This is a genomic window from Luteibacter pinisoli (assembly GCF_006385595.1).
GTDB lineage: Bacteria > Pseudomonadota > Gammaproteobacteria > Xanthomonadales > Rhodanobacteraceae > Luteibacter > Luteibacter pinisoli.
In genome coordinates this window covers 2,178,359-2,196,528 of record NZ_CP041046.1, presented here as the reverse complement: position 1 = coordinate 2,196,528, position 18,170 = coordinate 2,178,359, and the positions used below count along the sequence as shown (strand labels likewise).

Here is an 18,170-nt window from a genome sequence, read left to right as displayed (position 1 = left end):
ATCGCATGAGCAACAAAACGAAACCGGTCGCCCTCGTCACGGGTGCGTCGTCGGGCATGGGCAAGGACTTCGCCCTGCGGCTGATCGCCGAGGGATACACGGTCTATGCCGCGGCGCGGCGCATTCCCCGGATGAAGGACATCGAGACCGCGGGCGGCAACGTGGTGTCCATGGACGTCACGGATGACGCGTCCATGGTCGCAGCGGTGAATCGGATCATCGAGGAGCAGGGGCGGATCGATGTCCTGATCAACAACGCCGGCTACGGACAATACGGCGCGCTCGAGGATGTGCCCATGGAAGAGGCGCAGCGCCAGATGCAGACCAACCTCATGGGCGCGGCACGGCTCGTACAGCTTTGCCTTCCGCATATGCGTGCACGACGCTACGGTCGCATCCTCAATATCTCGTCCATCGGCGGGAAGTGCGCGATGCCACTCGGTGGCTGGTACCACGCGTCGAAGTTCGCGCTGGAAGGCTATTCGGACTCGCTACGCAACGAAGTGCGTGACTTCGGCATCGACGTGGTCGTGATCGAGCCAGGCGGCATCGAATCCGAATGGGCGCAGATCGCGGTCGACGAGGCGCGGCGCTACTCCGCCAGCGGCGCCTATGCCGATCTGGTAACGAAATTCAGTGGGATCCATGGCCGATACAAGCTTCCCGGCGCGAAAGTGATCAGCGACCTCGTCGTGAAGGCCATCACCTCCAGGCACCCGAAGACCCGTTACCACGGCGGGGTCATGGCCGGCCCCATCCTGTTCCTGCGCCGGCATCTCTCCGATCGCATGTTTGATCGGGTCATCTCCCTGGCGATGCGCTAAGGGGTCAGATCGCCAGCTCGGCCGCTGCCGCAGCCCGCTGAATGGCCTGCGGTGGTTGGCCGAACGCACGAAGGAATGCCTGGCGCATCCGTTCGCGATCGCCAAAGCCCGTCTCACGTGCGATCACTTCAATCGGGTGGCGCGTGGTCTCCATCATCAGGCGCGCCGCTTCCACCCGCAGTCGCTCAATGGCCTTGGCCGGTGACTGCCCGGTTTCTTCGCGGAACACGCGACTGAATTGCCGCGGACTCAGGCGAGCCGCCTCCGCAAGCATCTCCACCGACAGGTCGCCACCCAGGTTCTCCTTGGCATACGCAAGCGCCATCTGGACGCGATCGGACTTGGCGTCGAGTTCAAGCAGGGCAGAGAACTGCGACTGCCCGCCACCGCGGCGCTGATAGATGACCAGCTTGCGCGCGATCATCCGTGCCACCTCGATGCCGAGGTCCTTTTCAATGATGGCCAGGGCGAGATCAACGCCAGCGCTCATCCCGGCCGACGTCCAGATCTGGCCATCGATAACGTAGATGCGGTCCTCTTCCAGCTCCACCTTGGGATACTTACTTTCGAAGCTGCGCGCGTGATACCAGTGCGTGGTCGCCCGCTTGCCGTCGAGCAAGCCAGCCTCAGCCAGAACGAATGCTCCCGTACATACCGATGCGACACGTCGTGAATGATTCGGGGCGTCCTTCACGTAGTTGATCAGGCTAGCCGACGGCAGCCGGCACTCGTTATCGCCCGTGACGATCAGGGTGTCGTAGCCCTGGTCACCTAACGGAATCGTATTCACCGAGAAGCCCTGCGACGACATCACAGCACCGCCGTGCTCCGACACCAGCTGGAGTTCGTAAGCGGGTTCGTCGTGCATCAGGTTCGCGTATTCGAACACGGTGGCCACGGCGAGTCCGAGCGACTGGAAGTTGGGATAGACGAGTAAGCCGACGGTATGCATGGCCATCTCCGGGAGGGATGTCTTGAATCGCTGGACCACTATTTAATAGAGGATCCAGATGGGAACGCAAGGGCGTCTCTTTTCGTCGGAGACGCGCCCCAGCCTTGTAGCGATAACGTGCGATCTCAGACCTGGGCGAGGCCGCCATCGACAAAGTATTCGCTGGCCGTCACGAAGCTGCTGTCATCCGAGGCCAGGAACGTGACCACCCTGGCGACGTCCTCATCGGTACCCGTGCGCCCGAGCGGGGTGATGCTGGCAGCGAAGTCGAAGAAGCCCTTCGCCTCATCTTTCGTCGCGTACATGTCGTCATAGGCCGGGGTTTCGATGACCCCCGGGCTCACGACATTGACCCGGATATTCCGGCCCTTCAGCTCCGAGGACCACGTGCGGGCAAAGGAGCGGACGGCGGCCTTGGTCGCGCTGTAGATGCTCCAGCCACCGAAGCCCTTGCTGCCGACGATGGAAGAACTCAGGATGATCGAGCCGCCTGCGCGCATCAGCGGCAAGGCCTTTTGCACGGTCCAGACCACACCCTTGACGTTGGTATCGAAGAGGGCGTCCACGTGGCCCTCGGCGAGGTCACCCAGCGCGCCGGCCGTTGCAAACCCAGCGTTTGCGAAGACGACATCGACATGCCCGTCGGTCGCCTGCACACGATCGTACAGGCGATCCAGGTCTGCCGGATTCGTGACATCGCCCTGGACGGCGATGGCGCGCTCGCCCAGCGAGGCAACGGCGCTTTCGAGCTCCGCGACGCGGCGGCCGGTGATGTAGACCCGTGCCGCGCCCTCGGCGAGGAACGTTTTAGCCGTGGCGAGGCCGATGCCAGAGCTGGCACCGGTAACAACTGCGATTTTTCCGTTAAGGCGGGACATGCGCTTCTCCAGATACGGGAATCGAACTATGGTTGAGGCCTCAAGTATATGGTTGGCCGGAGGGCGCTTGTCAATAGTGCTGTACTCAACCATTATTCCCTCCGGACCACCGGCAACCCAACGACGATGAGCAAACCGCGCAAAGCGAGAACCCGTACTTCCGATTTCCTGGAAGTGCTCGCGTGCACGAATACCGCAGTGAGGCGAGCCGCCCGGCGCCTGGGCAACCTGTATGACGATGCCTTCGGCACGCTCGGTCTGAAGGCGACACAGGTAGCGCTGTTGGCGGAGATCGAGCGAATGTCCATCAGCGGCAACGGCACGCCGCCGACCCTGCAGGACCTTGCGCAAAAGCTGGCCATACAGATTTCGGCACTCACGCACGCACTCAGGCCATTGGTGCGTGACGACCTGGTTGCACTACAGCCCGATGAGCAGGATGGGCGGACGAAGCGAGCCGCCCTGACGCCGCACGGCATGGCACAGGTCGACGAAGCCAGGGCACTCTGGGATACCGTGAACCGGCGCGTGGAAGGCGTCCTCGGGAGAGATGCAGCCGCTGCTTTGCGCGCTATCGCCGACGAGGTGGCGTCGGACGAGTTCCTTGATGCCTATAACAAGTCGTTGGAGAGTGCCTCCGCTTCCTGATAGAAGAGTGGGATACCTACGGTGGCGACGGTCGCCACCGTAGGGCCTTCGCTCAGGACTTCGCGACCAGGACCAGCTTCTGGTTGACGAATTCCTTGATGCCCAGCTCCGACAGCTCGCGGCCGTAGCCGGAACGCTTCACGCCGCCAAACGGCAGCTCGGGCGCCGTGCTGGCGAAGGTGTTGATCCAGATCGCCCCGGTCGCAATGCGCGACGCCAGTGCCTTGGCACGCTCGATGTTCTGCGAGAACACCGCGCCGGCAAGGCCGTAGCGCGAATCATTGGCCAGCTCGACGATCTCATCGTCGTTCTTCACTACGTACACCTGCGCGACCGGACCGAAGAACTCTTCAAAGTAGGCTGGGTTGCTACGGCTGATGTTCGTCAGGATGGTTGGTTCGAAGAAGTTGCCTTCACCCTCGATGGCGTTGCCGCCCAGGTGCAGCGTGGCGCCGTGTTCAATCGCGCGAGCGACCTGGCCGGAGAGGCCCTTGACGGCATCGGCGGACGACAGGGGACCAAGCCGGGTGGTCTCGTCGAGCGGGTCACCGATCTTCACGGCGGCCATGGCAGTGGTGAACCGGCTGAGGAACGTCTCGGCAATGCTTTCGTGCAGGACGAACCGCTTTGCGCAGATGCACTCCTGGCCCGAAATGTGGAGGCGCGAGAAGACGCCAATATCCACGGCCTTGTCGATATCCGCGTCATCCAGCACGACGAAGACGTCATTGCCGCCCATTTCCAGCGTCGACTTCTTCAGGTACTTGCCGGCCTGTGCCGCAATGGCACTGCCGGCGCCTTCGGACCCGGTCATGGCGGCGCCTTGTACACGCTCATCCGCAATGATGTTGGCGACCTGGTCCGAGGTGATGAACAGGTTCGTCCACGCACCCTTCGGCGCGCCCGCTTCATTAACGAGCTCTTCGAACACGGTGGCGCAGTGCGGCACGATGCTCGCGTGCTTGGCCACCACCGGATTGCCAGCGGCGAGGGCAGGGGCAAAGACGCGCATGAGCTGGTAGTAGGGGAAGTTCCAGGGCTCGACCGCCAGGAGAACGCCGATCGGGTGATGCTCGACCCAGGCATCACCCAGCTGCGAGTCGATCCGGGTGGGCGCAAGGAATTTCTCGGCGTTTCGTGCGTAGTAACGGGCGATTTCAGCAATGATCCACACTTCGTCACGCGCATCGGAGATGAGCTTGCCCATCTCGACGGTGGCGATGCGGGCGAGTTCTTCCTTGCGCGCATCAATCAGGTCGGCTAGCCGCTCCAGCACCTTCAGGCGCGGCTGGATCGGTCCTTTGGACCATTCGGACTTATAGAGCTTATGTGCCGCATCAAGCGCGGCTTCGACGTCGGCATCGGTGTGATTCGGGTACGTCTTGACCAGCTTGTTCGTGGTCGGGTTGATGGTGCGGTATGCCATGGGAAGCTCCAGCTCAGGGGGGATGGAAAAAGCTTAGGCTCGGCCCCGGAATGGCAGCAATGACATATCTGCAAGCTTTTATGCCATGGCATGAAAACCACGACTATCCGTCATGGTCATGTGTCGCCGTGTAACCCAAAGTGCCATGGACTCGCGCTGTATCGAAGCCAAGACACTATGCAACAACCTTTCTATAAGGTGCTTTACATCCAGGTGCTGGCCGCCATCGTCGCGGGCATCCTGCTGGGCCATTTCGAGCCCCAGTACGGGCTGGCGATGAAGCCGTTCGGAGATGCGTTCATCAAGCTGATACGCATGGTGATCGGCCCGATCATCTTCTGTACGGTGGTGACAGGCATCAGCAGCATGACCGACCTGAAGAAGGTCGGACGCGTCGGCGGCAAGGCGCTGCTGTATTTCGAGGTGATTTCGTCACTTGCCCTGGTGATTGGCCTGGTATTTGGGCATGTCCTTCGCCCGGGAGACGGATTCAACGTCTCGGTTTCGTCCCTGGATCCCCATGCCGTGGCCGGATTCGTCAGCCCCTCGGAACACGCCGATGGCATGGCCGGATTCTTGCTCGGGATCATTCCCTCGTCCTTCATGGACGCGTTTTCCAAGGGCGAGACCCTCCCCATCCTCTTTGTGTCCGTGATGTTCGGTATTGCGCTCTCCCTCGCCGGCGAGCGGGCCAACGGCATCGCCGCGTCGATTGAGAAGCTCTCCGCGGTGTTCTTTTCATTAGTCAGGATCATCACCAAGGCCGCGCCCATCGGGGCCTTCGGTGCGCTCTCGTTCACGGTGGGGAAGTACGGCATTGCCTCCCTGATGCCGCTTGGCAAGCTCATTCTCACGTTCTACGCCACGGCGCTGGTCTTCGTGGTCGTCGTGCTGGGTGCGGTAGGCCGGATGGCTGGATTCAACGTCTTCCGATTGCTGATATACCTGAAGGAAGAGCTGCTTATCGTTCTCGGCACGAGCACGTCCGAGGCCGCGCTCCCCCAGCTGATGCAGAAACTCGAACGGCTTGGCTGCTCCCGGGCGGTCGTCGGGCTGGTGGTGCCTACCGGTTATTCGTTCAACCTCGACGGCGCCAACATCTATGTGACGCTGGCGGTGCTGTTCCTTGCGCAGGCGACGAACATACCGCTCACGACGCAGCAGGAATTGACGCTGCTCGCGGTGACCATGCTGACGTCCAAGGGGTCCAGTGCCGTTGTCGGCGCCGGCTTCGTGGCACTGGCGGCAAGCCTTGCCGTGGTGCCCACGGTTCCCGTCGCGGCCATGGTGCTTATCCTGGGTATCGACCGGTTCATGGCGGAATGCCGGTCGCTGGTCAATATCGTGGGTAATGCCGTGGCGGCTGTCGTCGTATCGGCGTGGGAGGGCGAGCTGGACCACTCCCGGATGGCCGCCACGCTTCGCGGGCCACGCAATTCTCTTCAATCACCTGACGACTAAGGAGCATCCCCATGCCGTACCTTCAGCTGGACCTTAACGAGAGTTATTCCGTTGATACCAAAAGAAAGCTTGCCCGGAAGATGGCAGGTACCTATGCCGCGATGATGTCGGTCGATATCCGGCGCATCAGCATTGCCATTCGCGAACTGGGCGAGGGTGCCGTCTGGCGGACGGTCGACGGTGTCGACGGCGAGGCCGTTCCCGCGTCTGTCCTGATGTGTGACATTCGCAGGGGGCGGACACCCGAACTGCGCATGGAGGTAGCCAAGGCACTCTGCGCCGATTGCATCGACATACTTGGCTTGCGCGAAGACCGCCTGAATGTCGAGTTTACCCAGCATACGGGTGACGAAATGTATCACCCGACCCTGGGCGGCTTCAGCCCGGAGTGGTCCGAGGACGAAGCCTGATCCGCGGCGCCGGGGCTACCCGGCGCGCGTCCGCCCGGCGGAGGCGCGCTGCATGGCCTGCGGCGATTGGCCAAAGGCGCGCAGGAACGCCTGCCGCATGCGCTCGCGGTCGCCGAAGCCGGTCTCGCGTGCGATCGCTTCGATCGGCTGCCGGCTCGTCTCCATCATCAACCGCGCAGCTTCCACGCGCAGGCGCTCGACGGCCTTCCCAGGTGACTGGCCGGTTTCCTGGCTGAAGACGCGGCTGAACTGGCGCGAGCTAAGTCTTGCCGCATCCGCAAGCACATCGACCGTGAGCTCGTCAGCCAGGTGCTCCCGCGCGTACGACAGGGCCAGCTGTATGCGCTCCGACATGGCGCTCGGCTCAAGGAACGCGGAAAACTGCGACTGGCCTTTCCCACGCCGTTGGTAGAGCACGAGCTTGCGCGAAACGCTGAGTGAGAGGTCGAGACCGAGGTCTTGCTCGATGATCGCCAGCGCCAGGTCGATACCCGCCGTCATGCCCGCCGACGTCATGATGTTTCCATCGACGACGACAATGCGGTCTTCGTCCAACAGCACGTTGGGGTATTGCTTCCTGAAGCGGTGCGCGTGGTGCCAGTGCGTCGTTGCCTGCTTACCTTCAAGCAAGCCCGCTGCCGCGAGAACAAAGGCGCCGGTACACACGGACGCGACCCGCCGTGTACGCGTCACCGACTGGCGAACGTACGCCAGCACACGGCGCGACGGGAGGCGGCACTCGTTATCGCCTGCAACGATCAGGGTGTCGTACGCCGCGTCGTCCAGCGGCTCGGCATGTACCGAAAAGCCCTGTGAGGAAGGGACGAGGCCGCTGGTCTCGGCGACGATCCGGAAGTCGTAGGCAGGCTCGTCAAGCGACAGGTTCGCGTACTCGAAGACAGTGGCGACGGCCAACGCGATCGCCTGGAAACCAGGGTAAACGAGGAGTCTTATGGATTTCATGAGGTCACTGTGCAGGACAGCTTCCGCACCATCCATGACACAGGTGCAATGAAATCAGCCATTTCCCACCGCAGCGGCGGCCGCATGGCCTAAATCCTTGCATATGCGTCATAGGTGAGCGTGGCCGGCGAGGCCAGAATGCTGTTCTCCTCCCCACCAGAGACAGCCACATGGCGACTATCGCAGTACTTGGCCTGGGCGCGATGGGATCGCGCATGGCCGCAAACCTCATCAAGGCTGGCCACTCGATCACGGTGTGGAACCGTAGCCCGTCAGCCGCCCAGGGCCTAGTGGAGCAGGGCGCGCGACCGGCCGAAACCCCGAAGGACGCTGCCCTCGGCTCCGACATCGTGCTGGCGATGGTGCGCGACAACGGCGCTTCGCGGCAGGTGTGGCTGGACCCTGACACGGGCGCCCTGGCCGGCATGCACGAGGGTGCGTTGGCCATCGAAAGTTCTACCCTCACGCCCGATTGGGTCAGGGAACTGGGTTCACGACTGGCCCAGCGATCGGTCGCGTTTCTCGAAGCGCCGGTGGTGGGGAGCACGCCCCAGGCCGAGGGGGGCCAGCTGATGTATCTGGTCGGCGGTGACCCGAATTCGTTCACACGCGCGGAAAGCGTCCTCAAGGCCATGGGATCGTCGATCTCCCACGTCGGCCCGGTCGGGTCCGGCGCACTGGCTAAGCTCGCCACCAACGCATTACTGGGCATCCAGTTGACGGCATTAGCTGAGCTGATTGGCATGCTTACGCACGCGGGCGCCGATGTCGCCCACATCCTTGAGGCGGTCGCGAAGACACCCGCATGGAGCCCCGCCGCGGGACGCGTAACCAGCCTCATGCTGGCCGGAAACGTCGAGCCGCAATTCCCCATTGAGTTGATCGAGAAGGACTTTGGCTACGCGCTTGGAACAGCGGGTCCGGAGGCCTTTGCGCCAACGCTGGCGGGAGCACGCCACGTCTTCCGTGTAGCGATCGAACGCGGCCTGGGCAAAGACAACATGACGGGCGTGGTGAAGCTTTTTACCTAGCGCAGGCAGCCTGTCAGGGCGATGGCATGAATCATTGCATCTACGTCATTTAAGTAATTTCCGGCCGAGAACAGACTATTCCCAAGCCCCGACATCGTGTCGGTTGAGCTTTCCCACGGAGACCACATCATGACTTCTTCCAGCACCTCCCCCAAAGGAATCGCACTCGTTACCGGCGCGTCGTCCGGCATCGGTGCCATCTATGCCGACCGCCTTGCCAAGCGCGGTTATGACCTCCTCCTGGTGGCGCGCAACGCCGACCGTCTCCAGGCCCTGGCGACTCGCCTGAACGCTGAAACCGGTCGCACCGTAGACACGCTCGCTGCCGACCTTAACGACAAAGCCGGCCTTTCCAAGGTTGAAAGCGTCCTGCGCGACAACGAGCGCATCACCGTGCTGGTCAACAACGCGGGTGTCGGCTCCGTCGCGTCCGTGCTGAACAGCAGCGCCGACGACATGGAAGCCATGATCAACCTGAACATCACGGCGCTCACCCGCCTCACCTATGCAGTGGCACCGGCATTCGCTGCCCGTGGCGCGGGCACTATCATCAATATCAGCTCGGCCGTCGGTATCGCCGTCGAAGCCTTGAATGGCGTGTACAGCGCGTCGAAGTCCTATGTGCTCAGCTTCGGTCATGCGCTGCAGCGCGACCTGGCCGACAAGGGCGTACGCATCCAGACCGTCCTGCCGGCGGCGACGGCGACCGAATTCTGGGACGTGGCCGGCTATGCCAAGCAGAAAGAATCCGCCAGCACCATGAGTGCCGCAGACCTGGTTGATGCCGCACTTGCCGGCCTGGATCTGGGTGAACTGGTGACGATCCCGCCCCTTCACGAGGGTGACGCGTGGACCCGTTGGGAAGCGGACCGTCGTGCGCTGTCGTCGAAGTTCAGCAATGCCAAGCCCGCCCCGCGTTACGGCGTGCCGGCGACCCAAGCCTAACCACTCAACTTTCCACAGGTGAATATCATGAATATCTTCAAGATTGCCGGGGCCGTCCTCGCCCTTTCTACCTCGATCTCGGTTCCGCTCGAGGCTTCCGCTGCACCGTCGCGCGGCAAGGTGCTCGTCATCATGTCCAGCGCGCACGAGCTGAACCTTCGCGACGGCAAGAAGTACGCGACCGGCTACTATCTGAACGAGTTCGTCGTTCCGTTCCGCAAGCTCGTCGATGCTGGCTATGAGCCGGTGATCGCCAATCCGAACGGCGACATGCCCGTGATGGACGTTAACTCCAACAACAAGATGTTCTTTGGTGGGGATGACGCGGCTCGCGCAGAAGCCGAAAAATACGCCAAGGGCATCGAACAGCTGAAGCACCCGAAGACGCTGGCGTCTGTGGTGGCCGAAGGCACGGATGGTTACGTCGGCGTGTTCATCCCGGGTGGCCACGCGCCCATGGCGGACCTGCTCAAGGACCGCAACCTGGGCAAGATCCTCACCAGCTTCCACCAGTCCGGCCGCCCCACCGGCATTATCTGCCATGGCCCGATCGTGCTGCTGTCGGCTCTGTCCGACCCGGACGCTTTCGTAGCCTCGATGATCGCGGGCGACGGCAAGGCCAACTCGCTGGCTGCTGGCTGGCCGTACGCTGGCTATCGCCTGACCGTGTTCTCCACCGGCGAAGAGCAGCAGCTTGAAGGCCCGTCGGGCCTGGGCGGCAATGTCCAGTTCTACCCGGTGAACGCGCTGGCCGAAGCGGGCGCCCATGTCGACACCGTGGCGAACTGGCACAGCAATGTCATCGTCGATCGCGAGCTGATCACCGGCCAGCAGCCGATGTCGGCACCGGAATTCGGTGACGTGCTGGTCAAGCAGCTCAATGCACAGAAGCGCCCTACCGCGCACAAGCATTGATTCCCTGAAGCACGTTTGGCGCGTTGCCGACCAAGGGGCACTGCCCCTTGGTTTTTTTGTCCGGAATCGCATGCGTATGTGGCATGGAGCCCGGGGTAGGCGCTTGATACCGTCGGGCCAGTTCGTATGCGCCAGGAGACGACCGTGGATAGATCCCATCATGCCGGGACCCCGGGCCGCATCAAACGCGTGGCCCTCTGGCTGGTGGCTGTCGCCGCGATCGGCCTTGGCGCCTTCGCCGCGCTGGCCTGGAAGCCCGCCATTGCGGAAGGGCCGACACCGCCGGCGACAAGCTTCCCGCCCGCTGTCATCGCGCAAGGCGCGCGTCTCGCGGCTGCGGGCTTCTGCGAGGGGTGCCATACCATCGCTGGCGGCAAGCCACTGGCCGGTGGCTATGCGATGAATACCGGCTTCAGGACCATCTACTCGACGAATATTTCGCCCGATCGTGAGACGGGTATTGGCGCCTGGACGGAAGAAGCGTTTCGACGTGCGATGCGCGAGGGCGTCGCCAGGGACGGGTCACACCTCTTTCCGGCCTTTCCCTTCGATCATTTCAATCAGTTGTCCGACGAGGACATCCACGCGATCTATGCGTATGTCATGACGCGCGCGCCGGTGCATCAGCCGGATCACCCCAACGACATGCCGTTTCCCTTCGGTATCCGCGCGTTACAGGCGGGATGGAAGCTCCTGTTCTTCCATCCGGCACGCTTCGTCGCAATAAGCGATGAATCAGCGCGCTGGAACCGCGGTGCATACCTCGCCGAGGGCCTTAGCCATTGCTCGGCATGCCATACGCCTCGAGGGATCCTGGGGCAGGAGCTATCTACGCGGCGGTATCAGGGTGCATCCGTCGACGCCTGGTTCGCGCCGGCGCTGACGGCATCGAATGCCTCACCCGTACCCTGGACGAGCGATGAGCTGCATCGCTACCTGACCACCGGCATCAGCAAGTATCACGGTACCGCCGCCGGCCCGATGGCCTCCGTATCCCGGGGCCTGGCTTCACTGGCTCCGGAGGATCAGCAGGCGTTGGTGACCTACATCGAGTCACTAGGCGCGGGCGACTCCCGGGCGGACACGACCGGCCGCTCCGTGGCGACCGCCCTGGAAGCCGACACGGCCGATCACCAGCGCACCGACAGTCCTGGCGGCCGCCTGTTTGCCACGGCCTGCGCCTCCTGCCATTACAACCGCGCGCCCGATGTCCTGCCGAACCGTCCGGACCTGGGCCTCAATAGCGCCGTCCAGCTGGATGACCCGTCCAACCTCATCCACGTGGTGCTCGAAGGTATCGATGCGAAGGACGGGGCGCCCGGCGTGGTGATGCCCGGCTTTGCCCGCGGCATGAGTGACCAGGATGTGGCGCTGATCGCTTCGTACCTGCGTGCCACGCGTACACAGCAGCCCCCATGGTCCGACCTGGCGGGGCAAGTGGCGCGGATTCGCGCCCAGAAAGACGGAGAGTCACGATGACCAGCTTCCGGATCAACGGCCGGCCGGTGACGGTCGATGATGACGAGCAGACGCCACTGCTGTGGGTTATCCGCGACGAGATCGGTCTCAAGGGCACCAAATTCGGCTGCGGCATCGGGATGTGCGGCGCGTGCACGGTTCACGTCGGCGGCCGCCCCACGCGATCCTGCGTGACGTCGCTTGGCGCCGTGTCCGGGGCCGATGTGACGACCATCGAAGGGCTGGATCCCCAGGGCCAGCACCCCCTGCAGCGAGTATGGATCGAGCTGCAGGTTCCGCAGTGCGGTTACTGCCAGTCCGGGCAGATCATGCAGGCGGCTGCCATGCTGAGGGATTTTCCGAGCCCGACCGATGCGGATATCGATGCGGTCATGACGGGCAATCTCTGCCGCTGCATGACGTATGCGCGCATACGCGACGCCATCAAGCAGGCAGCGCGCGAGATGCAGGAGAACAAGACATGACGACCGACATCGACCACGGCCGCCGATCGTTCCTCATCGCGGCCGCGACGACCGGCGCCTTCTTCGGTTTCGCGCGAGCGGCGGGCGCCGTGGCGCTCCTGGACCAGCTCGTGTCGCCAGGAATGGCATATGCGGGTTCGTTGTTCGAACCCACGGTATGGTTTGCGATCGACCACGAGGGGATCATCTCGGTCAATGTGCCCAAGGCGGAAATGGGCCAGCACATCGGGACCGCCATTGCACGAATCCTTGCCGACGAACTCGAGGCCGATTGGGACAGGGTCAGGATCGTCGGTGTCGATACCGATCCCAAATGGGGGTTCATGGTCACCGGTGGCAGCACCTCGGTCTGGACGTCGTTTCCCCGGTTCAGCCGGGCGGGGGCCGCCGGTCGCATCACGTTGATCGAAGAAGCGGCCAGGCTCCTCGCCGTCCCGGTCAGCGCATGTACCGCGCGACATGGCGCTGTCCACGCCGGTAGCCGCTCGATCCTCTATGGCGACATCGTCAGGCGCGGCCGCCTCGCCCGTCGCTTTACCGACGACCAGATGAAAGCGCTGCCGATCAAGCCAGCGAGTGCCCGCTCCCTGATTGGCAAGCCCACGCCCGCGCTTGATGTTCCGTCGAAAACCAACGGCACGGCCGTCTACGGCATCGATGTAGAGATGCCAGGCTTGGTCTATGCGCGTCCGAAGCTGCCGCCGACGCGCTATGGATCCAGGGTCGTCTCGGTGAACGACCAGGCCGTGCGCAAGGTCAAGGGGTACCTTAGGAGCATCGTGCTCGACGATCCTTCCGACACGGTGCCCGGGTGGGTGATGGTCATCGCGCGGAGCTACTACGCCGCCGTGCGCGCCACGGAGCTCGTCGAGGTGCAATGGCAGGGCGGCGATACCGCGTCGGTTTCGGAAGCCGATCTGTTCCGGCATGCCGCCGAGCTGATCGCTGACAGCGGGCAGGGTGCCTTGCTCGATACCGGCGGCGGCGACGTGGACGCCGGCTTTGCGGCAGCCACGCAGGCGATCGAAGCGACGTATACGACCGCAGGCGTCCTGCATTTTCAGCTGGAGCCGGTGAACGCGGTTGCCCTCGAGAAAGATGGCCTCTTCGAGATACATACGGGGAACCAGGCGCAGGGCTTCATCCTTCCCGTTCTCGCCAAGGCACTAGGGGTGACTCAAGACAAGATCGTGATGCGAACGTACCTGATCGGCGGCGGATTCGGCCGGCGGCTTAACGGTGATTACGTGGTGCCCGCCGCCCTCGCCACAAAGGTATTGAAGCGACCGGTAAAGATGGTACTTACCCGTGAAGACGACACGCGACTCGATTCGTTGCGCTCGCCCACCGTGCAGCGGCTCAAGATGGGTTGGGATACGCGCGGCGACGTCGTGGCCATGGAGCACGTCGCGGTCGCCGGCTGGCCGAGCCTCACCGTGTTCCCTGGCAACATGCAAAAGGGCACCAATGGTGCCTCATACGATCCCTTCTCCATCGCCGGCGCGGATCATTGGTACGAGGTAGGTGCGCTCCGCGTGCGTGCCGTGAACAACGACCTTGCGCAGCGGAGCTTCCGGCCGGGCTGGTTGCGTGCCGTGGCGCCTGGCTGGACCAACTGGGCGCTTGAGTCCTTCCTCGACGAAGCCGCCCGCACGCAAGGCATCGATCCGGTGACCTTTCGCCTGAAGCACCTGACGGCGGCGGGGCGAAATGCCGGTGAAGCCCCCAGCGCCGTGGGTGGCGCGCTGCGCCAGGCCAACGTCATCCGCCGCGTGGCCGGGCGCGCAGGGTGGGGCCGATCGTTGCCCGCGGGCAGCGGCCTTGGCCTCGCCAGCTCGTTCGGCCAGGAGCGGGGCATGCCCACCTGGTGCGCTTGCGTGGCTCAGGTGAAGGTGAAGGCCGCAACGGGTCAGGTCGTCGTCGAGAAGCTCTGGATGGAGATCGATGCCGGATCCATCATCGATCCGGGCGGCGCCATGGCCCAGGCGCAAGGCGCCACCCTGTGGGGGCTGAGCATGGCCCTGTACGAAGGCACCGGTTTTGAGAACGGGCAGGTGAAGGACCTGAACCTCGATACCTACACACCGCTGCGCATACGGGATGTCCCCGAGATGGACATCGCCTTCACCGAGAGCGCGGAGGCGCCAGTTGGCCTGGGCGAGCCGCCGACGACCGTCGTGGCGCCTGCCATTGGCAATGCGATTTTCGCGGCCACGGGCGTGCGCCTGCGCCATCTTCCCATCCGGGCTGAGGCGGTCAAAGCTAAGGGCCCGTCCACCTGAGCGCGTCGATCAGGGCGCGCAGGGCAGGGCTCGGCTGCCTGTTCGGATAGCAGAGATGCAGACCGGCGAACGGCGTGCACCATTCTTCGAGCACCCGGATGAGCTGGCCTTTCGCAATGTAGGGCAGCGCGTGCCCTTCGAGCATGTAACCCAGCCCCGCTCCGGCGACCACCGCGGTCGCCGCCAGATCGCCGTCGTCGACAACGAGCTGTCCGCTTGTACGGACCCGAAATTCCTTTCCATCCCTCTCGAACTCCCACGGCAACAGACCACCGCTTCCGATCTGGCGGTAGTTGACACAGTTGTGGGCGTCCAGGTCCGATGGCGTCTGCGGGCGCGGGTGTCGCTCGAAATAGGCCGGTGACCCCACGATGGCCATGCGCGCTGCAGGGCCCACCGGAACGGCAATCATGTCCTGGTCCAGGGACTCGCCGAAGCGGATACCGGCATCAAAGCCTTCGGCGATCAGGTCAATGAGCTTTGAGTCGAGGACGACCTCGACGGACACCTTGGGGTGGTCAAGAAGAAACTTTGGCAGCGACGCCCCGAGCACCGCATGAGCGGCGTACGAAAACGTCGTCAGCCTGATGTTGCCGTGCGGCTCACGCTGCCAGTCGCCCAGCGCGGTAACCCCCGCCTGCACTTCGCGGAAGGCGGGCTCCACCGAACGCAGCAGCCGCTCACCCGCGGCTGTCGGGGCTACGCTCCTCGTCGTGCGTGCCAGCAGGCGAACGCCCAGGCGCAGTTCCAGGGCCTTTATCGTGTGACTTAGCGCAGACGGCGAAAGATTGAGCTCGGCGGCAGCGCGCGTAAAACTGCGCGTCCGGGCAATGGTGACAAAGGCGAAAAGCTCGTCGAGTTCTCCCTTTTTCATTGGTGAGCCTCATTCACAAGATCGTCCAAAGCCACCTCAAGCACCTGTCGGAGCAATAAAGGCTGTTTTCTACATTAAACCCAAAACGAGCCGCCCACGGGTGCGCGATTGCTGAGCCACGCTCACAAGCCTTTGTGACATGGGCGGTATAAACCACGATGCCGGAAAAGCATAGAGTCATTGATAACGCCGGCCGAAACAGGATTTCAGGGCGCATCACCGACATTGACGAGGAGCGCTTCCTTTGCGTGACATCGCTTTCATTGTCTACCCGGGCTATTCGGTCATGGCGCTGACCATCGCCATGGCTTTCGAAGTGGCCAATTCGGTGACCGAGAGCCAGCCCTACGACCTGCACTTCGTCTCCGAGGCCGGCGGGCCTGTCAGGACGTCGGCCGGCATGATGATTGAAAGCGAGGCCTTTTCAGACACACCGTTTGACACGCTCGTCGTGGGCGGGGCAACAACGCCGATCGCGGCGACAGCCGGCTTGCTGGAGTTCGTGCGCGCGGCGTCCAGCCGCCACCGGCGTATCGCCGCTGTTTTTACGGGGGCCTTCGTGCTTGCGGAGGCAGGCCTGCTGGACGGAAGGCGTGCCGCTACGCATTGGTTACACGCGGATGAGCTGCAAAGGCGGTTTCCGAAGGTGAAGATCGCACACGATCGGATCTTCATGAACGATGGTCCCATCTGGACGACGGCGGGAGGCGCCGCGGGGCTCGACCTTGGCCTCACCTTGATCGAGATGGACCTTGGTGCGGAGCTCGTGAAGTCGGTGGCGCGCGAACTGGTGATCTATCACCGCCGTAGCGGCGAGCAATCGCAATTCTCGGCACTCCTGGACCTCTCGCCCAAGTCGGATCGCATTCAGATGGCGCTCTCGTACGCCAGGGAAAACCTGCACAAACCGCTGACCGTCGAAGAACTGGCAGAAGTTGCCTGCCTGAGCCCCCGTCATTTCAGTCGCACCTTTCACGCCGAAACCGGCCAGTCGCCTGCCAAGGCGATCGAGAACATGCGTGTAGAAAGCGCACGATCGCTGATGGAGCAAAGCCGCCATCCCATGGATGTGGTGGCGCACCAGACCGGATTTTGCGACCGTGACCGCATGCGCCGCGCCTTCCTGCGTGCCTTTGGACAATCCCCCCAAGTGCTCCGTCGCCTTGCGCGGCAAGAGGCCATCGCATAGGAGCCGGGCCCCGGATCAACCCGGGGCCCGGCTCGCTGTGTTCCGTCCTTACGCCGTCTTGCTCACCAGGACAAGCTTCTGGTTTACAAATTCCTTGATGCCCAGATGCGACAGCTCCCGGCCGTAGCCGGACCGCTTCACGCCGCCAAAGGGAAGTTCAGGCGCCGTGCTCGCGAACGTATTGATCCATACCGCGCCGGTCTCGATCCGCGAGGCCAGGGCTTTGGCGCGTTCGATGTTCTTCGAGAAGATCGCGCCGGCCAGGCCGAATCGGGAATCGTTAGCCAGGTCGATGATCTCATCGTCGTTCTTTACCACGTAGATCTGGGCCACCGGGCCGAAGAACTCCTCGAAATAGGCCGGATTGTCCCGCGTCACGTTGGTAAGGATCGTGGGTTCGAAGAAGAAGCCTTCGCCCGCGATTTGCCGGCCGCCCAAATGAAGCGTGGCGCCGTGTTCGACAGCGTTCTGGACCTGCTTCGCAAGGCCTTCGGCCGCTTCCGAGGATGACAACGGGCCAAGTTCCGTCGCCTCGTCCATGGGATCCTCAATGGTGACGGTCGCCATGGCCTTAGTGAAGCGATCAAGGAATGTTTTCGCGATCGCTTCGTGGAGTACGAAGCGCTTGGCGCAGATGCATTCCTGTCCGCTTATGTGCAAACGCGAGAAGACGCCGGCCTCCAGGGCGTGATCCAGGTCCGCATCGTCCAGTACGACAAACACGTCATTCCCACCCATTTCCAGCGTCGATTTCTTCAGGTGTTTCGCAGCCTGTATGGCAATGGCGGTACCCGCCCCCTCGGAGCCGGTCATGGCCGCTCCCACGATCCGGTCGTCGGCGATGATGTCGCTGACCTGGCCGGACGTGATGAACAGGTTGGCCCACGCACCCTTCGGGGCGCCGGCTTCCTCAACCATTTCAGCGAAGATACTCGCACAGTGGGGAACGATACTGGCGTGCTTGGAGATCACCGGATTACCGGCCGCAAAGTTGGGCGCAAATACGCGCATTAGCTGGTAGTAGGGAAAATTCCACGGCTCGACCACCATCATGACGCCCAGCGGATGATGTTCGATCCATGCGTCGCCAAGGGCCGAGTCAATTTTCACCGGAGCGAGGAACTCCTCCGACTTGCGCGCGTAGAAACGGGCAATTTCAGCGATGATCCAGACTTCGTCGCGCGCGTCGGAGATCAGTTTTCCCATCTCCTCGACCACGATCCGGGCAAGCTCATCTTTCCGCGCATCGATGACCTCGGCGAGCCGTTCCAGCACGCGTAGCCGCGGTTGGATCGGTGCCCTTGACCAGGGTGATTTATAGAGCGTGTGCGCTGCATCCAGCGCCGCTTCAATGTCAGCCTCGGTATGGTTGGGGTAAGTCCTGAGCAGATGCCCGGTTGTCGGGTTTCTTGTCTGGTAAGCCATGTTG

17 protein-coding genes are annotated in these 18,170 nt (G+C 63.0%); 11 read left to right on the top strand and 6 right to left on the bottom strand.

Annotated features, from left to right (window positions below):
• Window positions 1-5 precede the first annotated feature (5 nt).
• Window positions 6-824 (top strand): oxidoreductase, encoded by an 819-nt coding sequence (locus tag FIV34_RS09995; RefSeq protein ID WP_139982226.1) that lies wholly within the window; start codon window positions 6-8, stop codon window positions 822-824.
• A gap of 4 nt (window positions 825-828) precedes the next feature.
• Here the strand turns inward: FIV34_RS09995 and FIV34_RS09990 are convergent, their stop codons facing one another.
• A complete protein-coding gene (locus FIV34_RS09990) occupies window positions 829-1,776 on the bottom strand; it encodes a GlxA family transcriptional regulator (RefSeq protein WP_139982223.1) in 948 nt (315 codons plus the stop codon).
• A gap of 125 nt (window positions 1,777-1,901) precedes the next feature.
• The gene (locus FIV34_RS09985) at window positions 1,902-2,654 is read right to left on the bottom strand and encodes an SDR family NAD(P)-dependent oxidoreductase (RefSeq protein WP_139982221.1); all 753 of its coding nucleotides are present in this window, start codon (window positions 2,652-2,654) and stop codon (window positions 1,902-1,904) included.
• Between the two features lie 126 nt (window positions 2,655-2,780).
• Here FIV34_RS09985 and FIV34_RS09980 point away from each other — a divergent pair, with 126 nt between their 5' ends.
• On the top strand, window positions 2,781-3,302 hold the full coding sequence (locus FIV34_RS09980; RefSeq protein WP_139982218.1) for a MarR family winged helix-turn-helix transcriptional regulator: 522 nt from the start codon (window positions 2,781-2,783) through the stop codon (window positions 3,300-3,302).
• 52 nt (window positions 3,303-3,354) lie between these two features.
• On the opposite strand, the gene FIV34_RS09975 is transcribed toward FIV34_RS09980, so the two are convergent.
• Window positions 3,355-4,728: an NAD-dependent succinate-semialdehyde dehydrogenase gene (locus FIV34_RS09975; protein WP_139982216.1), complete on the bottom strand. Its 1,374-nt coding sequence runs from the start codon at window positions 4,726-4,728 to the stop codon at window positions 3,355-3,357.
• A 177-nt stretch (window positions 4,729-4,905) separates the two neighbouring features.
• Between FIV34_RS09975 and dctA the strand changes: the two genes are divergently transcribed.
• On the top strand, window positions 4,906-6,189 hold the full coding sequence (gene dctA, locus FIV34_RS09970) for a C4-dicarboxylate transporter DctA (protein WP_139985849.1): 1,284 nt from the start codon (window positions 4,906-4,908) through the stop codon (window positions 6,187-6,189).
• Between the two features lie 11 nt (window positions 6,190-6,200).
• Entirely contained in the window at window positions 6,201-6,599 is a 399-nt protein-coding gene (locus tag FIV34_RS09965) for a tautomerase family protein (RefSeq protein WP_139982213.1), read from the top strand.
• Window positions 6,600-6,614: 15 nt separating this feature from the next.
• Here FIV34_RS09965 and FIV34_RS09960 read toward each other — a convergent pair whose 3' ends face one another.
• Complete coding sequence (locus FIV34_RS09960; protein WP_139982210.1) at window positions 6,615-7,562, bottom strand: GlxA family transcriptional regulator; 948 nt, start codon at window positions 7,560-7,562, stop codon at window positions 6,615-6,617.
• Between the two features lie 215 nt (window positions 7,563-7,777).
• Here FIV34_RS09960 and FIV34_RS09955 point away from each other — a divergent pair, with 215 nt between their 5' ends.
• The 6 genes from FIV34_RS09955 to FIV34_RS09930 all read left to right on the top strand — a co-directional run bounded on the left by FIV34_RS09955 (window position 7,778) and on the right by FIV34_RS09930 (window position 14,678).
• On the top strand, window positions 7,778-8,593 hold the full coding sequence (locus FIV34_RS09955; RefSeq protein WP_211352743.1) for an NAD(P)-dependent oxidoreductase: 816 nt from the start codon (window positions 7,778-7,780) through the stop codon (window positions 8,591-8,593).
• Window positions 8,594-8,722: 129 nt separating this feature from the next.
• Window positions 8,723-9,538, top strand: a complete 816-nt coding sequence (locus FIV34_RS09950) for an SDR family NAD(P)-dependent oxidoreductase (protein WP_139982204.1) — start codon at window positions 8,723-8,725, stop codon at window positions 9,536-9,538.
• Between the two features lie 27 nt (window positions 9,539-9,565).
• Complete coding sequence (locus FIV34_RS09945; RefSeq protein ID WP_139982201.1) at window positions 9,566-10,453, top strand: type 1 glutamine amidotransferase domain-containing protein; 888 nt, start codon at window positions 9,566-9,568, stop codon at window positions 10,451-10,453.
• 189 nt (window positions 10,454-10,642) lie between these two features.
• Window positions 10,643-11,932 (top strand): cytochrome c, encoded by a 1,290-nt coding sequence (locus tag FIV34_RS09940; RefSeq protein WP_211352742.1) that lies wholly within the window; start codon window positions 10,643-10,645, stop codon window positions 11,930-11,932.
• Complete coding sequence (locus tag FIV34_RS09935; RefSeq protein ID WP_139982195.1) at window positions 11,929-12,396, top strand: (2Fe-2S)-binding protein; 468 nt, start codon at window positions 11,929-11,931, stop codon at window positions 12,394-12,396. Before FIV34_RS09940 ends, FIV34_RS09935 begins: the two co-directional genes overlap by 4 nt.
• On the top strand, window positions 12,393-14,678 hold the full coding sequence (locus tag FIV34_RS09930) for a xanthine dehydrogenase family protein molybdopterin-binding subunit (protein WP_139982192.1): 2,286 nt from the start codon (window positions 12,393-12,395) through the stop codon (window positions 14,676-14,678). Before FIV34_RS09935 ends, FIV34_RS09930 begins: the two co-directional genes overlap by 4 nt.
• Here the strand turns inward: FIV34_RS09930 and FIV34_RS09925 are convergent.
• Complete coding sequence (locus FIV34_RS09925; RefSeq protein ID WP_139982189.1) at window positions 14,659-15,552, bottom strand: LysR family transcriptional regulator; 894 nt, start codon at window positions 15,550-15,552, stop codon at window positions 14,659-14,661. The two genes, FIV34_RS09930 and FIV34_RS09925, sit on opposite strands and share 20 nt — an antisense overlap.
• 244 nt (window positions 15,553-15,796) lie before the next feature.
• Between FIV34_RS09925 and FIV34_RS09920 the strand changes: the two genes are divergently transcribed.
• Window positions 15,797-16,741, top strand: coding sequence for a GlxA family transcriptional regulator (locus tag FIV34_RS09920; RefSeq protein WP_139982186.1), 945 nt, complete (start codon window positions 15,797-15,799; stop codon window positions 16,739-16,741).
• A 48-nt stretch (window positions 16,742-16,789) separates the two neighbouring features.
• Here FIV34_RS09920 and FIV34_RS09915 read toward each other — a convergent pair whose 3' ends face one another.
• The gene (locus FIV34_RS09915) at window positions 16,790-18,166 is read right to left on the bottom strand and encodes an NAD-dependent succinate-semialdehyde dehydrogenase (protein ID WP_139982183.1); all 1,377 of its coding nucleotides are present in this window, start codon (window positions 18,164-18,166) and stop codon (window positions 16,790-16,792) included.
• Window positions 18,167-18,170: the final 4 nt, after the last annotated feature.